Below are 16,192 nucleotides of genomic sequence, written 5' to 3' on the forward strand. Positions count from 1 at the left end.
ATGATGATGTCCTACGGCACCTTCGTGTTTTCTCTCGACAGCGCCGCGTTCCTGCAGCTGCAGCGGCAGATGAGTTGGCGTCATGCCACCAGCGAGCGCGTCGGCGCACGGCCAGCCAGCCAGTTCCTCGGCCCAGGCGATGACAGCATCGACCTGTCTGGTCTGATCGCTCCCGAACTCACTGGCACACGCGCGTCGCTGGACACGCTGCGCCAGCTTGCGGCCGATGGTGAGCCGCTACCGCTGGTGGATGGCGCAGGCGTGGTCTACGGGCCGTATCTGCTGCTGTCGATCAACGAAACTGCCTCGCTTTTCTTCGAGGACGGCACGCCCCGACGGATCGAGTTCCAGCTGAGCCTGCGCCGCACCGACGACGTTACGCCAGAGGCGAACGCCGCATGAGCTACTCGATTCCGCAGTGGCGCGTGGTGCTCGATGGCATCGACCTCACCGAGCGCATCGCACCGCGCCTGCTCGATCTCACCCTCACCGAATGCCGAGGCGGCGAAGCCGACCAACTGGATCTGCGCATCCACGACCACGACGGCAAGATAGCGCTGCCCAAGCGTGGTGTGCGCCTGGCCGTGGCGCTGGGCTGGAAAGCCACCGGCCTAGTCGACAAAGGCTCCTTCATCGTGGACGAGGTGGAGTACAGCGGCGCGCCTGATGTCATCACCGTGCGTGCGCGTAGCGCAGATCTGACCGCCAATGTGCGCACACGGCGCGAGCGCAGCTGGCACAACACCACGCTGGGGGCAGTGCTCAATACGCTGGCCGGCGAACATGGTCTGACGCCGCGCGTCGCAGAATCACTGGCAAAGATCAAGCTGCCGCACCTTGACCAGGCCAACGAAAGCGACATGAATTTGCTGACCAGCCTGGGCCAACGCTTCGATGCAGTGGCAACGGTGAAGGGAGGCGCGTTGGTGTTTGCCCCCATCGGCGCCGGCACCACGGCGACTGGCAAACCCCTGCCCGCCGTCACACTGACGCGGCGCGACGGCGACCAACATCGCTATTCGGTTGCCGACCGGGATGCCTACACCGGTGTACGCGCGTATTGGGTGGACAAAGGCAAAGCGCGGCGGCAGTCGGTGCTGGTAGGCACGGACGACAACGCCAAGCGCCTGCGGGAGTCCTATGCCGATGAGGCAACGGCACGCCAGCATGCGCACGCGGAGCTGGAGCGGGTGAAACGCGGACTGGCGAAGTTCGATTTCAAGCTTGCTATAGGTCAAGCGGAGCTATCGCCGGAGCAGAGCCTAAAGCTCATCGGCTTCAAACAAGAAATTGATAGGCAACGGTGGTTGATCGCAACTGCAACACACGTGATGGACAGCATGGGCTTCACCACATCTTTGACCCTTGACGCCAACTTCGAACGCTGAGGACGTTACAAAATGTGTGATGGACAAGAAATATTGCGTCGTATACGCTCGGACTGGGGTGGATCCGAGGCTCGGCTAGCACAAAATTTGAGCAAGCCGTGTTCTATCTAGGAATTTCTCACGGAGTAAGAGAATGAAATCGTCATTGGAATTGAATTTGTCAGGGCTTGCTATTGCTACTTGCCTATTCATCACCTCTCAAGCTAGTGCGAGTGAGACAAAGAGTGATGGAGTCGCCACCACCAGCCTTTCTGCAATCGATCGAAGTTCAGTTGAAGAGTCGCTGACAAAGCAACTGCGTTCACAAGCCAGCAAGACTACAAAACTACCTGGCCAAAAGATGTTTGACGTTAAGGCTCACTTGTCTTCAACAAAGAGCAAACTCACAATTGAGCTTGGTAGGGATGCTGTTCCTGACACGGCGGGTGCTGACTCTGAAGAACAGTGCAGCAGTTTCGCAACCACGGCTCGCTATCTGCTGCGTGGCGAAGTCAGCGTCACTGAATATGAATGCACGTACGGCGGCAAAAGTATTTATTTCTACCACCCAGAGCCCGGCTCTGAAAAAAAAAAGCTGAACTAATCCGGCCTGCCGAGGACCCTCTCCCGCTCCTTTTATTAGCTGCCGGGCACGGATTATACATAAAGCACATTGGGACGAACTCCGAGTGGAGCTATCAGCGAGACGCTAAGAACGGGATGCTGGAAGACAAAACAACGCCCGGATATGCTACTGCGGTAAACAGCGCTCTGACTGCAAATGGGTCACAGGTTAATACCGCACTAGTTCGCAGCGAATCTACTGCTATACACACTCCTTCAGGAAAACCTTGGTGGGAGGTTTCAGCCAAGTATTATTTAATGGATCTACTACCTGACCAGTCGAAAATTTGGGCATCAATACCGAATGACAAGACAAGCGTCGAGCGTGAAAAGAATGAGGATATTCGTTCCAGACCACTCTATGGAAATTATCTAAAGGCTAGTTACGGCCTTAACATCCACACGAACGCGGAAAACAGTGGGAAAATTAGAGGAACAATTGGTTTCTATCAGCCAAACCATCCGTTCTCCGAGCAAAGCAAACTGTTGACTTCAAAAGTCGTTTGCTCAATGAAAGAAATTATCAACTCGGACGCGGCGTATGAGCAATGGGATGTTGATACTGCACCCCGCGGTGAGGATAAAGGCGAGAACAGAGTCGCCAACTACCCATCTACCATTATCGAGGTAGGATTTCACACCAATGCGGCAGATGCCATAGCCTTGCAAAACACAAAGTTCAGAACATTGGCTAGCAAAGGGATGGCCAAAGGTGTCAAGTTGTATAAGGAGGGAAAAGAGTGCGCCCCCTTTAAAATTGACTCAATTCCAACTGTCTCGGGGCCTATTGGCACCCCTTTTGACTACAAAATAAATTATTCGGGAAACCCCGCCTTTCCAGTCAAAATGTATTTTGAAGTTGTTAGCTGTCAAAGCGGCTGGAGTTGCTCGGGTGGCACCCGTACTGTGAATGTAGTGAGCTCTCCACTTACTTTCCAAATTAGCTGCACGGGTAAAACAACTGCTGGCACTTTTGTATACAGGCGCTGGCTCGAGGACGCTGATGGAGTAAAGACAGCTCCTGTCGACCACACGTACAGCTGTGTACCACCTAAGTCAAAGATGGCATCTCCCGTTATTGCGGATGAGTCTATCGGGATAACGAACTCTTAACTCAGCCTGGTTCGACGCCGTCATGGTGACAAGGACTTTTCCTACACACCAAAGTCTAGGAATTGCGCCATCATTGGCTTGGATGTCTGGTCATATCGTGCTGTCAGGATGATGGCAAATTGATCGCATGGAGCCTCGCGCCGACACCAAAAAGCCGCCGTTCAAACCGGCGGCTTTTTCTTTGCGAGCTAGCAAGCTCTACAGTTCACGCAGGTATAGCCGATAACGGCAAATTTCTTACGAGCAGCTGCCCAATCGCGATGCTGATCACTTGCTCTTTTTTTTGCGTCCACCAACAACAATCTGCATGTTGCTTTGATCCACGATCGCTGTCGTCGAAACCGCTTGGCCCACGTCACTATTGTCGAACGACAGTACCGGGCCGGCACCTGTATTGAAGGACGAGGCATCGCTTACCAAGCCCAATGCAGCCAGCACAGCACTGCGAGCAGCCGGTGACGCATCCTTGAACGCAGACAGCAGTCGCCTGTCGGCGAGGTCTAACTGCGCCCGATGTCCGGACAACACGTACATGACATCAACACCACGGTCCAGCGCGGCCAGTAGATACGCTCCGCCGGGCAGGTTGATGTCCTTCTCGAAGTTCAGTTGCGCGTATCGGGTCAGGCCGAACTGCAAGGCCATCTCTTCCTGGGTAAGGCCAAGGCGCTTGCGTTCTTCCTTAAGGCGTTTCCCTACAGTCATACGGGCATTCCCTTACTTGACAATGTTGAGTTAAGTCCACAAAATTCCTAAAAGCAAACGGAACCGCCACATGCCCCCGAAGAGCCAGATGCAGCAGTTCACGCCTCGCAGCCCGGAACAGGCGCGACAGTGGCTTGAAGCAAATGGCATCACGGTCTCGGCATTCGCTAGGCAGAACGGCGTGGATCGGTCGGTCGTGCATGACCTGCTTCGCGGCCGTTCTCAAGGCAAATACGGCGAGTCCCACAAGGCGGCGATCGCCCTGGGCCTCAAGGCACCACCCAATAGTGCCACAGAAATCCCAACCGCCAAGAGCTCAAGGGGGTGAGAATGTTCGGTCGGAAAAAGATCGTTTTTCGCTGCGAGGCATGCAGTGCAAGGCTCATCAAACGCACCAGCGTCCTTGCACATAAGTTCCTGCGGCACGACTCGTATGTCTGTGAAAACCCCATGTGTGGCGCAACCTACACGGGCCATTCGGAGTTGACGGGTATTGCCAGCCCCAGCGGCGTACCCACCGCACACAGCGAACTTCCACCGACACCTGCCTATCAGCGCGCCCAAGCGTTGCAGGCCTACCGCGAGTCGCTGGGCGACCGCCAGCTGGACTTGATCCCCATGGGCGGCGAGCCGTTCTTCCCTCACCTCTGAGGTAACCCGAATGCGAAAGACCATTGATTGGGCGGCACTGCCGCCCACGGCGAAGCTTTGCCTGGAAGTTGCGCGCATCCACCGCGGCCTGGTGAAGACCGAACACGGCTACATCGGCCGCAATGCCGCGCCTGACACGGATCAGCGCTTCGGCGCGGTTGTGGTTGCCGCGCTCATGCGCGATGGACTTGCCACCGCTGACGTCTTCGACGAGCGCCTGGTCGTGCTGACCGATGCCGCCACCGCTTTATTCGATTTCCAACACACAAACACCGAGGTCGGCTCGTGAGGCATGCCAACAGCTGGTTCACCGCACAGGAGCCGCGATTCGTTGATGCGGCCAGCAACGTGCCGCAGCGCATCGCGCCGCACGCCAAGCACGAAGAGGCACGCCTGCTCGCTGCCGCAGTTGATGCGCACCGCCGTGCCGGCGGCGCTTATGTCGTGATCGACAACGCCCCCTCTCCGCACGCGCCTCGGCGCTGGCTCGGCGTCTAAGGAAGTTCGATGCAAGAGGATCTGCGGCAACAGGTGCTGTCCCGACTAGAGCGGGATTACGGACTCAAGCACCGGAGCGGTACCGAGTACATGCGCGGTGGCAAGTGCCCGTCGTGCAGCAAGAAAGAGCTCTACACCAACCATCTCAAGCCATGGGTGGTGAAGTGTGGCCGCCAATCCAAGTGTGGGCGCGAACTGCACGTCAAGGATCTGTACGACGACCTGTTCGACGACTGGTCCAAGCGCTTCCAGCCAACGGCTGCGGCTCCAAATGCTGCGGCCGATGCCTACCTGCAGTTCTCCCGTGGTTTCGACCTGGCTCCGCTGAAAGGTCTTTACACCCAGGACAGCCATTACGATCGCAAGATCAGCGCCGGTACCGCGACGGTTCGTTTTCCGCTGGTCAAAGGCGGCTGGTGGGAGCGCCTGATCGATCGCCCGCACCGCTTCGGCAAGCAGAAGGCGCGCTTTGCGCCAGGCCAGAGCTATGCGGGCGTCTGGTGGGCCGCGCCTGCCGCGCTCAAAGCCATGCAGACGGTGCGCGAGGTATGGATCGTCGAGGGCATCTTTGATGCGATCGCGCTCCTGCAGCACGGCATGTGCGCAGTGTCGGCCATGTCCTCCAACGCATTTCCGGAAGAATCGCTACGCGAGCTGGCAAAGGCACGCATGGCCCATCTTCCGACGCTCGTGTGGGCGCTGGACAACGAGCCGGGCGCCCGTGCGTACACGCATAAGCACATCAAGCGCGCAGCGGCGCTGGGCTTCGACTCGCGGGCCGCGCAGATCGTCCAGCGCGACGGCAAGAAGACCGACTGGAACGACCTGCATCTGCGCGCTATCGCGTCCGATGATCCCAAGCAATGGGACAACGACGTCAACGAAGCCCGCTACCAGGGCGACCTGCTTGTGGCTCGCTCGGCCGTGGATAAAGGCCTGCTGATGTTCGAGCACGACGGGCGCAACGACTTCTGGCTGGACTACCGCTCTCGCCTGTACTGGTTCGATTTCGATACACAGCGCTTCGACAAGCTGCGCAAGGAGAAGCTGGGCGACATCGATGCTGACGACGGCGATGAGGTTGCGGCCGAGGATCTGAAGAAGATCAAGCGCGCCGCGTGCTCCGTCCAGAAGATCGCCAACTGCTACCCGGAAGCGCTGTATTTCCAGCGTCAGGAGGTCACTGACGAAAGCTGGTACTACTTCCGCGTCGATTTTCCGCACGACGGACCCAGCGTAAAGGGCACCTTTACAGGTGGCCATGTCGCGAGCGCCTCCGAGTTCAAGAAGCGCCTGATCTCCCTGGCCGCCGGTGCCATGTTCACCGGTACCGGCCACCAGCTGGACCGCCTGATCGAAGAGCAGACCGAGGCGATCAAGACGGTGGACGCCATCGACTTCGTTGGTTACAGCAAGGAGCATCGTGCCTATCTGCTCGGCGATATGGCCGTGCGCGATGGCGACTTGGTGACCGCCAACGAAGAGGACTACTTCGAGTTCGACAAGCTGCGCTTGAAGACCACTCAGAAGTCCATCCGATTGGAGATCCAGCGCGACGCCGACGCGTTCCGCGCAGATTGGCTGCCGTGGCTGTGGCAGTGCTTCGGGACGCACGGCATGGTCGCCATGACGTTCTGGTTTGGCTCGTTGTTCGCCGAGCAGATCCGCGCCGGCCACAAGAGCTTCCCATTCCTCGAAGCCACCGGTGAAGCCGGCGCCGGCAAGACCACGCTGCTGACGTTCCTGTGGAAGCTGCTGGGCCGCTCCGACTACGAGGGCTTCGACCCGGCCAAGTCGTCCAAGGCTGGCCGCGCACGCGCCATGGGCCAGGTGTCCGGCATGCCCGTGGTCCTGCTGGAAGCAGATCGCAGCGAGCCAGACAAGGCTCATTCAAAGACGTTCGAGTGGGATGAGCTGAAGGACTTTTTCGGCGGCGGCACCCTGGCAACACGTGGCGTGCGCAACGGCGGCAACGAGACCTACGAGCCGCCGTTTCGCGGCACGATCGTCATCACCCAAAACGCTGCGGTGGACGCCAGCGAGGCGATCCTCACGCGCATCGTGAAGCTGCACTTCAAACGGCCCCAGGTCACCACCGAAAGCCGCATCGCGGCCGACAATCTCAACGCGCTGCAGGTCGAAGAAGTCAGCCACTTCCTTGTGCGCGCCATTCGTCAGGAACGCGCCATCCTCGATCTGTTCGCCGAGCGGGTGAAGGTCTTCGAGGCCAAGCTGCGCGCGCAGCAGGATCTGCGCCTTGAACGCGTCATCAAGAACCACGCGCAGATGCTGGCGCTGTTCGACTGCCTGCGCCTGGTCATCACAATCCCTGACGATATGGTCGAGCAGACGCGGCTCGCGTTGTTGGACATGGCCCTGGAACGGCAGAAGGCGATCAGCGCCGACCACGCGATGGTCAACGAGTTCTGGGAGGTCTACGAATACCTCGAGGCCACCGGCCACGGTAAGGCCGTCGTCAACCATAGCCGCGACGCGCAGCGCATCGCGATCAACCTCAATCACTTCGCGGCGCGGGCCGCGCAGTTCAGCCAGGCCGTGCCCGATCTCAAGGTGCTGCGTGCGCTGCTCGGAGATTCGCGCCGGCACAAGTTCATCGGCGCGAACGTGGCCGTCAATAGCGCCGTCCTCAAGGACGATCTGACCGGCGTCGGCACCACCGTGAAGTGCTGGGTGTTTGCCAAATGAGAGCGCTCGCACATGTGGGAAATTTTGAGAAATTTTCGTTGACTTCCGACCGGGAGCGGAGCAACTATTACCGCGTCGCCGCAAAATCGGCGACCGGGATTAGCCTCCTGATATCTCAAGGCGCACCAGCGCCCATCGATCGATGCAAGGCGCTTTTTTGTCGCCCTGCGTTTGCTCGGGCGCTTGCCTGCCAGTTCTATGGCGGGCGGTACGTGGGGGCCGCAAGGCCCGCCGGTTCCTTGAGTCCGGTAAGGCTAACCCGTGCCGTCCGCCACCTCCGATTAGCCTCGGCAGTGGCGGATTCCAGTCAACTCAAGGAATCCACCATGCCCTACGACGCTCAAGAAGCGCCGGCCAACGCCGCGCGTCAGATCGCCCATTACTTCGGCCTGATCGCCAACACCCTCGACTGGAACCACACCGCCTGGCTCGCCCTGCAGGCGAAGCTGCAGGCCATGGGCAAAGCGCCCGAGGCCCTGACCTTGGCCGACGTTGAGGCCGCCATTTCCAGCATCAATGCCGATCTGGCCGAGGTACGCCAGTGAGCCGGCGCGACATGCACAAGGCCTTGCGTGTGGCCCCAGGCGTCTACCTGCTTCTGCAGATACGAAAGACCGACGTGCTGGCCGAACTGTATGCAGATGGCCTGCATGATCGCGCGCCGGTCATGTTCGCCTGCAGCGTAATTGAAGACGCTTGCGAGTTGTTCCTGGTCAATGACGGCACTGGCCTGGTCATCGGCTCGTTGCACGTGGTCATGCCGGAAGCCGACGCCGCAGCGCTGCTGGAGTGGGTGATCGAGCGCATGCCCGCATTGGAGGTGGCTTAATGGACGCCGCTCGCCCACACGCACAGCTGCCGGAAGACGCTGATTTCTCGATCAGCGAAGAAGAGCAATACCGCCTATGGCGCGCGTACCACGCGGCCGCATTGCTTGCCGCGCTGACCAACGATATCGCGATCGAAGCAGGCATCAATCACGACGGACCAGCAGCAGTGGCCGAATACATTCGCCACGAGCTGCTGGATGTCCTCAATGGCGCACAGCGCATGCGCGAGCCTGACCCCAGCAATCCGCCATCTGGCGTCGACCTGATCTAACCCCGTTTCAGCGGGCCGGCGGGCGGTGCTGTAACACCGCCCCAAGGCCCTCCACCAACGCAACCTTGGAGAGTCGATATGCAACAGCAAACTGGAACACGTCCAGCCGCGGCAGCACGTTCGCGGGCTTTGGGCACCGGACCTAACGCGGAGGCTAGCACGCCGGCCGGCGTCGCCTACGATCGCAGCATGGGCGACTGCTCAGCGACCATCACCATGCACGTCACACATGGGGCGGTCGTGGTCACTGCCGTCCTGAACATGGGACCGCTTCGCCAGGTGCGTCAGTCCTGGGAGCGGCGTCGCGGCACCGGTACTGGCTGGAAGCTCATCGACGGCCCCCGCTTGTGGACCACGGCGGAAGACCGCATCAGCACGGAGTTGGCCGAGTTCATGGACGGCCTAGATTTCCCTTTTGACCTGGCCAACATGTTGCCCCGCAGGCCGACTGCAGCTGCTGCAGCTGCGGTTGCGCAGGCCGCACGGGAGGTTGCCCATGGTTGAGTTGCTTGCCCTGGTGATGGTCCTTGCGCCGGCGGCCGGTGGCGCGTTGATCTACAAGCTGTGGACAACGCGCCGCCCGCGCCTCACCCAGACGGGCCTGGCCGTTGGACAGGTGCCGCAGCGCCTGCGTCGCCGCACCCGCATGGCTGTGCGGCGGGAGGCTGCTCATGGCTGAGTCGGTCATTCTTCTCGGCCCGCAGGGCAGCTGCAAATCGCTCAACGCCGAGGCTCTGTGTCAAAAGCTCGGCCTGCAGGAGGTCATCGAGCTGGACGATCTGTTGTTCGCGGTCCGCGCTGATCGCCTGGAGTCTTCCGGGCAGCTGATCCTGACCTGCAACGAGCAGCAGGCCCGCACCTGGTCGGTGCGCTGGGGCTTGCGCCTCATGCGTGTCGAGGAAGCACGTGCCCAGCTCGGCGACGCGTGGAGGACGCAGCCATGAACCTGCAGCGCACGATCGAGATTGCGCGCGCCGCAGCGCGTTTGGGAGAGCCTGGCCCCTTGTCCACCGGGGAGGCGCTCACAGCCGCTCTGGTGCTGAATCGCCACGACTGGCTGGCCGAAATGGGCTACACCATCGCCCAAGCGTTGGACCGGATCGACTCCGACACCGCGCAACATCTTCGGGACGCCGAGCGCGTGCTGCGCCTGGAGGTACCGTGACCCAACGTCAGGTCGACCACGACAGTCCTCTACCGCCGTGCACGAGCGGCCACCTGGCTCGTCACATGCTCGACGCCCGCCGCCCCGAGGCCGGCGGCGGGCATTTCATCGAGTGCGTGTGTAGGCGCACGCAGAAGCATCCCAGCTTCGAGTTGGCCATGACCGAATGGCGGCGTGCGCATCGCATCCGCACGCCTCGTGAGCCCCGGCCGTGCGCCCATAACGTTGTGCAGCTCGGCCTGCGATTCACCGGCACGCGTCAGCGATGATCGATGGCGCAAAAGTGGAAGGGTTCCGTAGGGCTTGCGAGGCGCGTCACTGGCTACGGCAGGGCTACACGGATGCAGCCAAGGTGCAAGAGCTTCGGCTCCGCATCGCTACTCAGCGCGGCTACGCCGCTGCTGACTTGCTCGTCGAGGAAATGCGCGAGCAATGGAGGCACAGGCGGGAGTGGGCCAAGGAGCAAGGTGCATGAGCAGTGGGGTGCTTACATTTGAGGACCTGCGGCGCCTATGCGCGCCAATTGGCCCCTCCCCGCGTGCAGCGACCGTGGTGCGCTGGGCCAACGATCAGGGCATCCGTTACAGGTATGACGGTCGAGGGGGAATTTGGACAACGCTAGATGCGCTCAATGCCGCATTGGGCTTGCAGCAAGACAACGCTATCGAGATGGATACAGAACAGGAGCTTATGTAATGGCAAGAGGCCGCAAGCGAAAATTTAATCCGCTCATACCAGCCCATATTGACCAGGCCGCGCTCCCGCGCGGCCTGTATTGGGAAGATGGACGATGGTACGTCGTCGAACCGCATCCAGAAGGCGGAGCCACACGAAAGCAAACCGTGGCCTACGCTGGAGCTCGTCTATCGGAATTGCATGGAATCGTCGAGGAACGTGCGGGCAAAGGCACGCGCGGCACGTTGCGCTATATCTTTGATCGCTTCCACGAGTCGTTGGAGTTCAAAGAACTGGCTATCGACACGCAGGGTGACTATCGGCGTTATGCCGACTCCATTGCCAACTATCTTCGCAAGGACGGGTCGAAGTTGGGTTCAGTGCAGGTTGATCGGATCACCACGCCTGTGGTCCAGCGGCTCGTGGAAGTCTTCGCAATGGGGCGGCCAGCCAACCGTTACCAACCCGCACTTCCAGCGACGCCCAGTAAAGCGAATCACCTTCACCGCTATCTACGTCGCACACTCGCGTGGGGCGTGCGTGTCGGCCTGTGCAGATCCAATCCAGCCATCGGGGTGAGGCAAGCACGCGAAGCAAAGAAGCACCGGATGCCAACGCCAGCCGCGTTCGACAAGGTGCTGACCTTCGCTCGAGAGCGCGGCTCTCTCATGCCGCATACGAAAGGCAGCTGCCCGAGCTATCTGGCACCGGTCATGGTGCTGGCGTATAGCGCACGCCTACGCGGGATCGAGGTTTGCACGCTCAACGACACACATAAGCTACCGACAGGCATCCATGCTCAACGGCGCAAGGGATCACGCGACACGCTTACTGAATGGGATCCAGAAATGATCGAAGCGTGGGATCTTCTCGTAGCACGACGTAGCGCCATCTGGACTAAAAACGGTCGCAATTTTGCAGTTCCAATCCAGGCTGAGGATCGGCGCCTACTCGTTGAACAGACCGGTAATCCGATGGCTAAGTCATCGCTGGATAGCGCGTGGCAGCGATTCATCAAGCTCGCAATGAAAGAAGGGATCATTTCGAAGCAGGAGCGCTTTTCGTTGCACGGCCTTAAGCATCGCGGCATTACCGACACACTGGGTAACCGGGGCGACAAACAAGACGCCGCAGGGCACGTGACACCAGAAATGACCGGCCGCTATGACCACGCGTTGCCGGTGGTAAAACCTCCAAAGCGCAGCTAATTTTCCCGGCAATTTTCCCGGCAGCCTCAGCTTGAGGCGCCTGGCAGCAGCTAAGCGCTTGATTTTATGGTGGGCCCAGAAGGATTCGAACCTTCAACCAAAGGATTATGAGTCCTCTGCTCTAACCGTTGAGCTATAGGCCCGTGTGTCTGGCGGCGAGATGGCGAGCATGTCGGGCCGTGCCGCGGACGCGAAAGTTTACCTGTGTGGACGTTGCCGTGTCTGCTATGCGCCCTCTGCCTGCAGCAATACAGCGCTCACTGCCGCGAGATCCCGTGTCGGCTGCCTACAACGAAAAGCCCAGCGGCGGCTGGGCTTTGGCATCAGATTTCTAGCGTGATGCACGCGATCGCGTCATCTAGACGCACCCAGCAAACCTACCAATCCCGAATCACCAATCCCAAATCCCCGCCCCTTACGCATCAGCCGTCTCAAACTGCCCATCAATCAGCTGCCGACCCGCGCGGAAGCCGTGCGCAATGGCCTCCTGGTACGTCGCATAGGCCAGCCCATTGCAACCGATACGCGGCTGGCGCTTGCCGCCGAGCGCGTACACGTCCACCCAGAGCGTCCACTTGGCATCAGGGGAAGCCTGCTCGGCGCGTACGCGGATCTCGTGTTCGCGGTACGTGGTGGTTTCAAAGCGGCTTTGCCTGCTCATAAAGCAATCTCGTCTCCATTCGTCGGCCAACTTAGAAGTCGCGGTCAGAACGCCACGTGAGGTTTGCAGAAACATCGGTTTAATGTTGCGTGGCCGTGTAGCTTCGTCGGCGGTACGTGAAACATCGCGGCGCTACCTCACTGACGCATGCCTTGCATGCGACCAACCGCTACCCGCTACCAAGCATAGCCAACTGCCTGCGCCATAACGCAACAGCCCCGCATGAGCGGGGCTGCTGTGTGATCACTGCACGGTTACGACCGCGGCATCAGTCGATATCCAGAAACGAGCGCAGCTGTTCCGAACGGCTCGGGTGACGCAGCTTGCGCAACGCCTTGGCCTCTATCTGACGAATCCGCTCACGGGTGACGTCGAACTGCTTACCGACCTCTTCCAGCGTGTGATCGGTGTTCATGTCGATACCGAAGCGCATGCGCAGCACCTTCGCCTCGCGCGGGGTGAGGCCGGCCAACACGTCACGCACCGTCTCGGAGAGATTGATGTTGGTGGTGTTGTCGATCGGGGACTCCACATTGGTGTCCTCGATGAAGTCGCCCAGATGCGAATCCTCGTCGTCGCCGATCGGGGTTTCCATCGAGATCGGCTCTTTGGCGATTTTCATCACCTTGCGGATCTTGTCCTCGGGCATGTCCATTTCCTTGGCCAGTTCCTCCGGCGTGGCCTCGCGGCCGAACTGCTGGAGCATCTGACGGGAAATGCGGTTCAACTTGTTGATCGTTTCGATCATGTGCACCGGGATACGGATGGTGCGCGCCTGATCGGCGATCGAACGGGTGATGGCCTGACGGATCCACCACGTGGCATAGGTCGAGAACTTGTAACCGCGACGGTATTCGAACTTGTCCACGGCCTTCATCAGGCCGATGTTGCCTTCCTGGATCAGGTCCAGGAACTGCAGGCCGCGGTTGGTGTACTTCTTGGCGATGGAGATCACCAGACGCAGGTTGGCCTCGACCATTTCCTTCTTGGCCTTGCGCGCCTTGGCTTCGCCATAAGCCATCGCACGGCTGATTTCCTTGATCTCGCCCAGGGTCAGGTAGTTGGCCTTTTCCATCTCGATCGAGCCCTGCTGCTCGGAGATGATCTGGTCCTTGACGTCGCGCAGCGCCGACGACCACTTCTGCTTGCGCTTGAGTGCGTCTTCCACCCATTCCAGGTTGGTCTGGTTGCCTTCCCAGGAGCGGATGAAGTCCTTGCGCGGCATGCGTGCCACGGTGGTGGCCAGGTGCAGCACCTTGCGCTCGTGATCCTTGATGCCATTGACCACACCACGCAGCTGGGTGACCAGCGCGTCGGTCAGCGGCAGCGGCAGCTTGAGCGTGGTGAAGATGGCGGCCATGTCTTCGCGGGCCTTGACCACCAGCTTGTGCTCGGCGCCGTTCTTGGCATAGGCCTTCTTGAACTTGGCGTATTCGTTGGCCAGGTTCTCCATGCGCGTGGCCACTTCCACCGGATCCGGACCGGTCGGGCCGGCCTCTTCTTCGGCGGCCTCGTCATCGCCGTCTTCGTCGTCGTCTTCGTCGACCGCTTCATCGTCGGACACGGCGACCGGGCCGGCCGCGGCGAGCGCAGCAGCGGCTGCATCGGCTTCTTCGATCAGGTCGTTGAAGCCAACCACGATCTCGGCCAGACGCTTCTTGCCTTCCTTGTGCGCTTCGTAATCGGCCAGCAGCATTTCGGTCGACAGCGGGAACACGCCCAATGCGGCCTGGACCTGGCTGAGGCCTTCCTCGATGCGCTTGGCGATGGCGATTTCGCCTTCGCGGGTCAGCAGCTCGACCGTGCCCATCTCGCGCATGTACATGCGCACCGGGTCGGTGGTGCGGCCACCTTCGGTGTCCAGCGCGGTCAGCGCGGCGGCAGCTTCTTCGGCGGCGGTGTCGTCAACCTCGCGGTTGCCGGTGTTGCCATCGTTGAGCAACAGGGTTTCGGCATCGGGTGCAACTTCATGGACATCGATGCCCATGCCGTTGATCATGCTGATGATGTCTTCGATCTGCTCCGGGTCGACGAGGTCGTCGGGCAGATGGTCATTGACTTCGGCGTAGGTCAGATAGCCCTGTTCCAGGCCCTTGCTGATCAGTAGCTTGATGTCGGATTGCTGGGCAGGACGTTCGTTGGCCATGAGTGCTCGCGCCACCGGCTTTGAGATTGGAAAGAGAACCTAGCATTATACCAGCGTGAAGCCCGGTCTGCCGGATTCAAGACGGGACCGCTGGTGGACGTGGTGTATCTAGGGTCTGAGAAGGAAGGTCACCGGGCCATCGTTGACCAGGTCGACAACCATATGGGCACCGAAACGCCCGGTTTCCACCCCACCGCGATGTTTTTCGCGGCAGATCGCCACCAATCGATTGAACGCCGGTTCAGCCTCCAGTGGCGGCGCGGCGGTGCTGAAGCCTGGGCGGTTGCCGGAACTGGTGTCCGCAGCCAGGGTGAACTGGCTGACCAGCAGCAGGCCGCCGCCGGTATCGGTGAGTGAGCGGTTCATCTTGCCGGCGTCGTCGCCGAACACCCGGTAGCTCAGCAGCCGCTCGGCCAGGCGCCGGATCTGCGCGTCGCTGTCGCCGGGCTCCACGCCGATCAGCGCCAGCAGCCCGGGGCCGATCTGCCCGACGATCTGGTCATCGACCGTGACGGCGGCGCGGGTGACGCGCTGGATCAGTGCAAGCATGGGCATTCTCGGGCGGCAAACTGTGCCGCGCAGCATGCCCAGCGCTGCCGGCACTGTCACGCGCGGGCCTTCGTGGTCTGCGCTGTTTAGAATTGCGCCGATGACACCTGATGTTCGCGCTCGCCTGTTGTATGCCACCGCCGCCACCGTGGGCCGCTTACCGTGGCCGTTGCTCAAGCGCGTGGCCGACACGCTGGCCTGGAGCTGGCGCAAGCTCAATGCACGCGAATCACGCGTGGCGCGCCGCAATCTGGAACTGGCGTATCCGGAACTGAGCGCCGAGCAGCGCGCGCGCTTGCATGCGCAGATCCTGCAATCGACCGCGCGGCAGACGCTGGAAGTGCTGCGCACCTGGACCCGCCCGCCGGCGGAGAACCTGGCGCGCCTGCAGCGCAACGGCCAGGAACTCTACGACGCCGCGCTGGCCTCCGGGCGCGGGGTCATCGTGGCGGCGCCGCATTTCGGCAACTGGGAACTGCTCAACCAGTGGCTGTCCGAACGCGGGCCAATCGCGATTGTCTACCGGCCGCCGGAGTCCGAGGCGGTGGATGGCTTCCTGCAGTTGGCACGTGGCGGCGACAACGTGCGCCAGGTGCGCGCCGAAGGCCCGGCGGTGCGGCAGTTGTTCAAGGTGCTCAAGGACGGCGGCGCGGTCGGCATCCTGCCCGACCAGCAACCGAAGATGGGCGATGGCGTGTTCGCGCCGTTCTTCGGCATTCCGGCCTTGACCATGACCTTGGTCAACCGGCTGGCCGAGCGGACCGGGGCGATCGTGTTGTACGGCTGGTGCGAGCGTGCCGGCGACGATCTGCAGTTCGCGCTGCATGTGCAACCGGCCGACCCGGCAGTGGCCGATGCGGACCCGGTGCGTGCGGCCAGCGCGCTCAACGCCGGCATCGAACAGATCGCCCGGCGCGACCCGGCGCAATATCAGTGGACCTACAAGCGCTACACCTTGCGTCCGCCGGGCAGCGGCGAGGCCAACCCGTATGCGACCGAGCGGCATCCGCACTAGCGACCGAG

At 60.9% G+C, this 16,192-nt stretch carries 25 protein-coding genes and 1 tRNA gene; 21 read left to right on the forward strand and 5 right to left on the reverse strand.

All coding sequences use genetic code 11. From position 1 onward, the window contains the following. The 4 genes from HLH45_RS01870 to HLH45_RS01885 all read left to right on the forward strand — a co-directional run bounded on the left by HLH45_RS01870 (position 1) and on the right by HLH45_RS01885 (position 3,104). Positions 1-402: a phage tail protein gene (locus HLH45_RS01870; protein WP_008572753.1), complete on the forward strand. Its 402-nt coding sequence runs from the start codon at positions 1-3 to the stop codon at positions 400-402. After that, positions 399-1,388: a phage late control D family tail protein gene (locus HLH45_RS01875; protein WP_008572755.1), complete on the forward strand. Its 990-nt coding sequence runs from the start codon at positions 399-401 to the stop codon at positions 1,386-1,388. The genes HLH45_RS01870 and HLH45_RS01875 overlap by 4 nt, the downstream gene beginning before the upstream one ends. A 133-nt stretch (positions 1,389-1,521) precedes the next feature. Then, a complete protein-coding gene (locus HLH45_RS01880; RefSeq protein ID WP_126952649.1) occupies positions 1,522-1,971 on the forward strand; it encodes a hypothetical protein in 450 nt (149 codons plus the stop codon). A 68-nt stretch (positions 1,972-2,039) separates the two neighbouring features. Then, complete coding sequence (locus tag HLH45_RS01885; RefSeq protein WP_228996798.1) at positions 2,040-3,104, forward strand: N-acetylmuramoyl-L-alanine amidase family protein; 1,065 nt, start codon at positions 2,040-2,042, stop codon at positions 3,102-3,104. Between the two features lie 267 nt (positions 3,105-3,371). Here HLH45_RS01885 and HLH45_RS01890 read toward each other — a convergent pair whose 3' ends face one another. Further along, positions 3,372-3,809 (reverse strand): helix-turn-helix domain-containing protein, encoded by a 438-nt coding sequence (locus HLH45_RS01890; protein WP_008572760.1) that lies wholly within the window; start codon positions 3,807-3,809, stop codon positions 3,372-3,374. 70 nt (positions 3,810-3,879) lie between these two features. Between HLH45_RS01890 and HLH45_RS01895 the strand changes: the two genes are divergently transcribed. The 16 genes from HLH45_RS01895 (at position 3,880) to HLH45_RS01960 (ending at position 11,813) form a co-directional block, all read left to right on the forward strand. After that, the gene (locus HLH45_RS01895) at positions 3,880-4,137 is read left to right on the forward strand and encodes a BcepMu_gp16 family phage-derived protein (RefSeq protein WP_008572763.1); all 258 of its coding nucleotides are present in this window, start codon (positions 3,880-3,882) and stop codon (positions 4,135-4,137) included. Between the two features lie 2 nt (positions 4,138-4,139). Further along, positions 4,140-4,460 carry an ogr/Delta-like zinc finger family protein gene (locus HLH45_RS21980; RefSeq protein ID WP_008572766.1) on the forward strand — a complete coding sequence of 107 codons (321 nt, stop codon included), beginning with the start codon at positions 4,140-4,142 and terminating at the stop codon, positions 4,458-4,460. Positions 4,461-4,470: 10 nt separating this feature from the next. Further along, positions 4,471-4,749: a hypothetical protein gene (locus HLH45_RS01905; RefSeq protein ID WP_008572768.1), complete on the forward strand. Its 279-nt coding sequence runs from the start codon at positions 4,471-4,473 to the stop codon at positions 4,747-4,749. Then, on the forward strand, positions 4,746-4,958 hold the full coding sequence (locus HLH45_RS01910; RefSeq protein WP_008572770.1) for a hypothetical protein: 213 nt from the start codon (positions 4,746-4,748) through the stop codon (positions 4,956-4,958). Before HLH45_RS01905 ends, HLH45_RS01910 begins: the two co-directional genes overlap by 4 nt. 9 nt (positions 4,959-4,967) lie before the next feature. Continuing rightward, complete coding sequence (locus HLH45_RS01915) at positions 4,968-7,664, forward strand: toprim domain-containing protein (protein ID WP_033478667.1); 2,697 nt, start codon at positions 4,968-4,970, stop codon at positions 7,662-7,664. A gap of 326 nt (positions 7,665-7,990) precedes the next feature. Beyond that, positions 7,991-8,209, forward strand: a complete 219-nt coding sequence (locus HLH45_RS01920; RefSeq protein WP_014091199.1) for a hypothetical protein — start codon at positions 7,991-7,993, stop codon at positions 8,207-8,209. Beyond that, a complete protein-coding gene (locus HLH45_RS01925) occupies positions 8,206-8,493 on the forward strand; it encodes a hypothetical protein (RefSeq protein WP_228996796.1) in 288 nt (95 codons plus the stop codon). Before HLH45_RS01920 ends, HLH45_RS01925 begins: the two co-directional genes overlap by 4 nt. After that, positions 8,493-8,765 (forward strand): hypothetical protein, encoded by a 273-nt coding sequence (locus HLH45_RS01930; RefSeq protein ID WP_008572778.1) that lies wholly within the window; start codon positions 8,493-8,495, stop codon positions 8,763-8,765. Before HLH45_RS01925 ends, HLH45_RS01930 begins: the two co-directional genes overlap by 1 nt. A gap of 78 nt (positions 8,766-8,843) precedes the next feature. After that, positions 8,844-9,269 (forward strand): hypothetical protein, encoded by a 426-nt coding sequence (locus HLH45_RS01935; RefSeq protein WP_033478668.1) that lies wholly within the window; start codon positions 8,844-8,846, stop codon positions 9,267-9,269. After that, positions 9,262-9,444 (forward strand): hypothetical protein, encoded by a 183-nt coding sequence (locus HLH45_RS01940; protein ID WP_008572783.1) that lies wholly within the window; start codon positions 9,262-9,264, stop codon positions 9,442-9,444. Before HLH45_RS01935 ends, HLH45_RS01940 begins: the two co-directional genes overlap by 8 nt. Further along, entirely contained in the window at positions 9,437-9,709 is a 273-nt protein-coding gene (locus HLH45_RS01945; protein WP_008572785.1) for a hypothetical protein, read from the forward strand. Before HLH45_RS01940 ends, HLH45_RS01945 begins: the two co-directional genes overlap by 8 nt. Next, complete coding sequence (locus tag HLH45_RS01950) at positions 9,706-9,930, forward strand: hypothetical protein (RefSeq protein WP_008572787.1); 225 nt, start codon at positions 9,706-9,708, stop codon at positions 9,928-9,930. The genes HLH45_RS01945 and HLH45_RS01950 overlap by 4 nt, the downstream gene beginning before the upstream one ends. A 65-nt stretch (positions 9,931-9,995) precedes the next feature. Then, positions 9,996-10,199, forward strand: coding sequence for a hypothetical protein (locus HLH45_RS01955; RefSeq protein WP_008572791.1), 204 nt, complete (start codon positions 9,996-9,998; stop codon positions 10,197-10,199). After that, complete coding sequence (locus tag HLH45_RS21695; RefSeq protein WP_008572793.1) at positions 10,196-10,405, forward strand: DUF7696 family protein; 210 nt, start codon at positions 10,196-10,198, stop codon at positions 10,403-10,405. The genes HLH45_RS01955 and HLH45_RS21695 overlap by 4 nt, the downstream gene beginning before the upstream one ends. Further along, positions 10,402-10,626, forward strand: a complete 225-nt coding sequence (locus HLH45_RS21700) for a hypothetical protein (protein ID WP_008572794.1) — start codon at positions 10,402-10,404, stop codon at positions 10,624-10,626. The genes HLH45_RS21695 and HLH45_RS21700 overlap by 4 nt, the downstream gene beginning before the upstream one ends. Further along, positions 10,626-11,813, forward strand: a complete 1,188-nt coding sequence (locus tag HLH45_RS01960) for a site-specific integrase (protein ID WP_033478669.1) — start codon at positions 10,626-10,628, stop codon at positions 11,811-11,813. Before HLH45_RS21700 ends, HLH45_RS01960 begins: the two co-directional genes overlap by 1 nt. Before the next feature lie 67 nt (positions 11,814-11,880). Here the strand turns inward: HLH45_RS01960 and HLH45_RS01965 are convergent. From HLH45_RS01965 to dtd, 4 genes are all read right to left on the reverse strand, one after another. Then, a tRNA-Ile gene (locus HLH45_RS01965) sits at positions 11,881-11,956 on the reverse strand. 272 nt (positions 11,957-12,228) lie between these two features. Then, positions 12,229-12,549 (reverse strand): hypothetical protein, encoded by a 321-nt coding sequence (locus HLH45_RS01970; RefSeq protein ID WP_011348769.1) that lies wholly within the window; start codon positions 12,547-12,549, stop codon positions 12,229-12,231. A 193-nt stretch (positions 12,550-12,742) separates the two neighbouring features. Then, positions 12,743-14,620 carry an RNA polymerase sigma factor RpoD gene (rpoD, locus tag HLH45_RS01975; protein ID WP_008572798.1) on the reverse strand — a complete coding sequence of 626 codons (1,878 nt, stop codon included), beginning with the start codon at positions 14,618-14,620 and terminating at the stop codon, positions 12,743-12,745. 108 nt (positions 14,621-14,728) lie between these two features. Next, positions 14,729-15,169, reverse strand: a complete 441-nt coding sequence (gene dtd, locus HLH45_RS01980; protein ID WP_008572800.1) for a D-aminoacyl-tRNA deacylase — start codon at positions 15,167-15,169, stop codon at positions 14,729-14,731. Here dtd and HLH45_RS01985 point away from each other — a divergent pair. Further along, the gene (locus HLH45_RS01985) at positions 15,168-16,184 is read left to right on the forward strand and encodes a lauroyl acyltransferase (RefSeq protein WP_029820466.1); all 1,017 of its coding nucleotides are present in this window, start codon (positions 15,168-15,170) and stop codon (positions 16,182-16,184) included. The two genes, dtd and HLH45_RS01985, sit on opposite strands and share 2 nt — an antisense overlap. Positions 16,185-16,192 lie beyond the last annotated feature (8 nt).

Origin of the sequence: Xanthomonas euvesicatoria (assembly GCF_013112235.1) — a bacterium.
In the GTDB taxonomy this organism is placed as follows: Bacteria; Pseudomonadota; Gammaproteobacteria; order Xanthomonadales; family Xanthomonadaceae; genus Xanthomonas; species Xanthomonas euvesicatoria.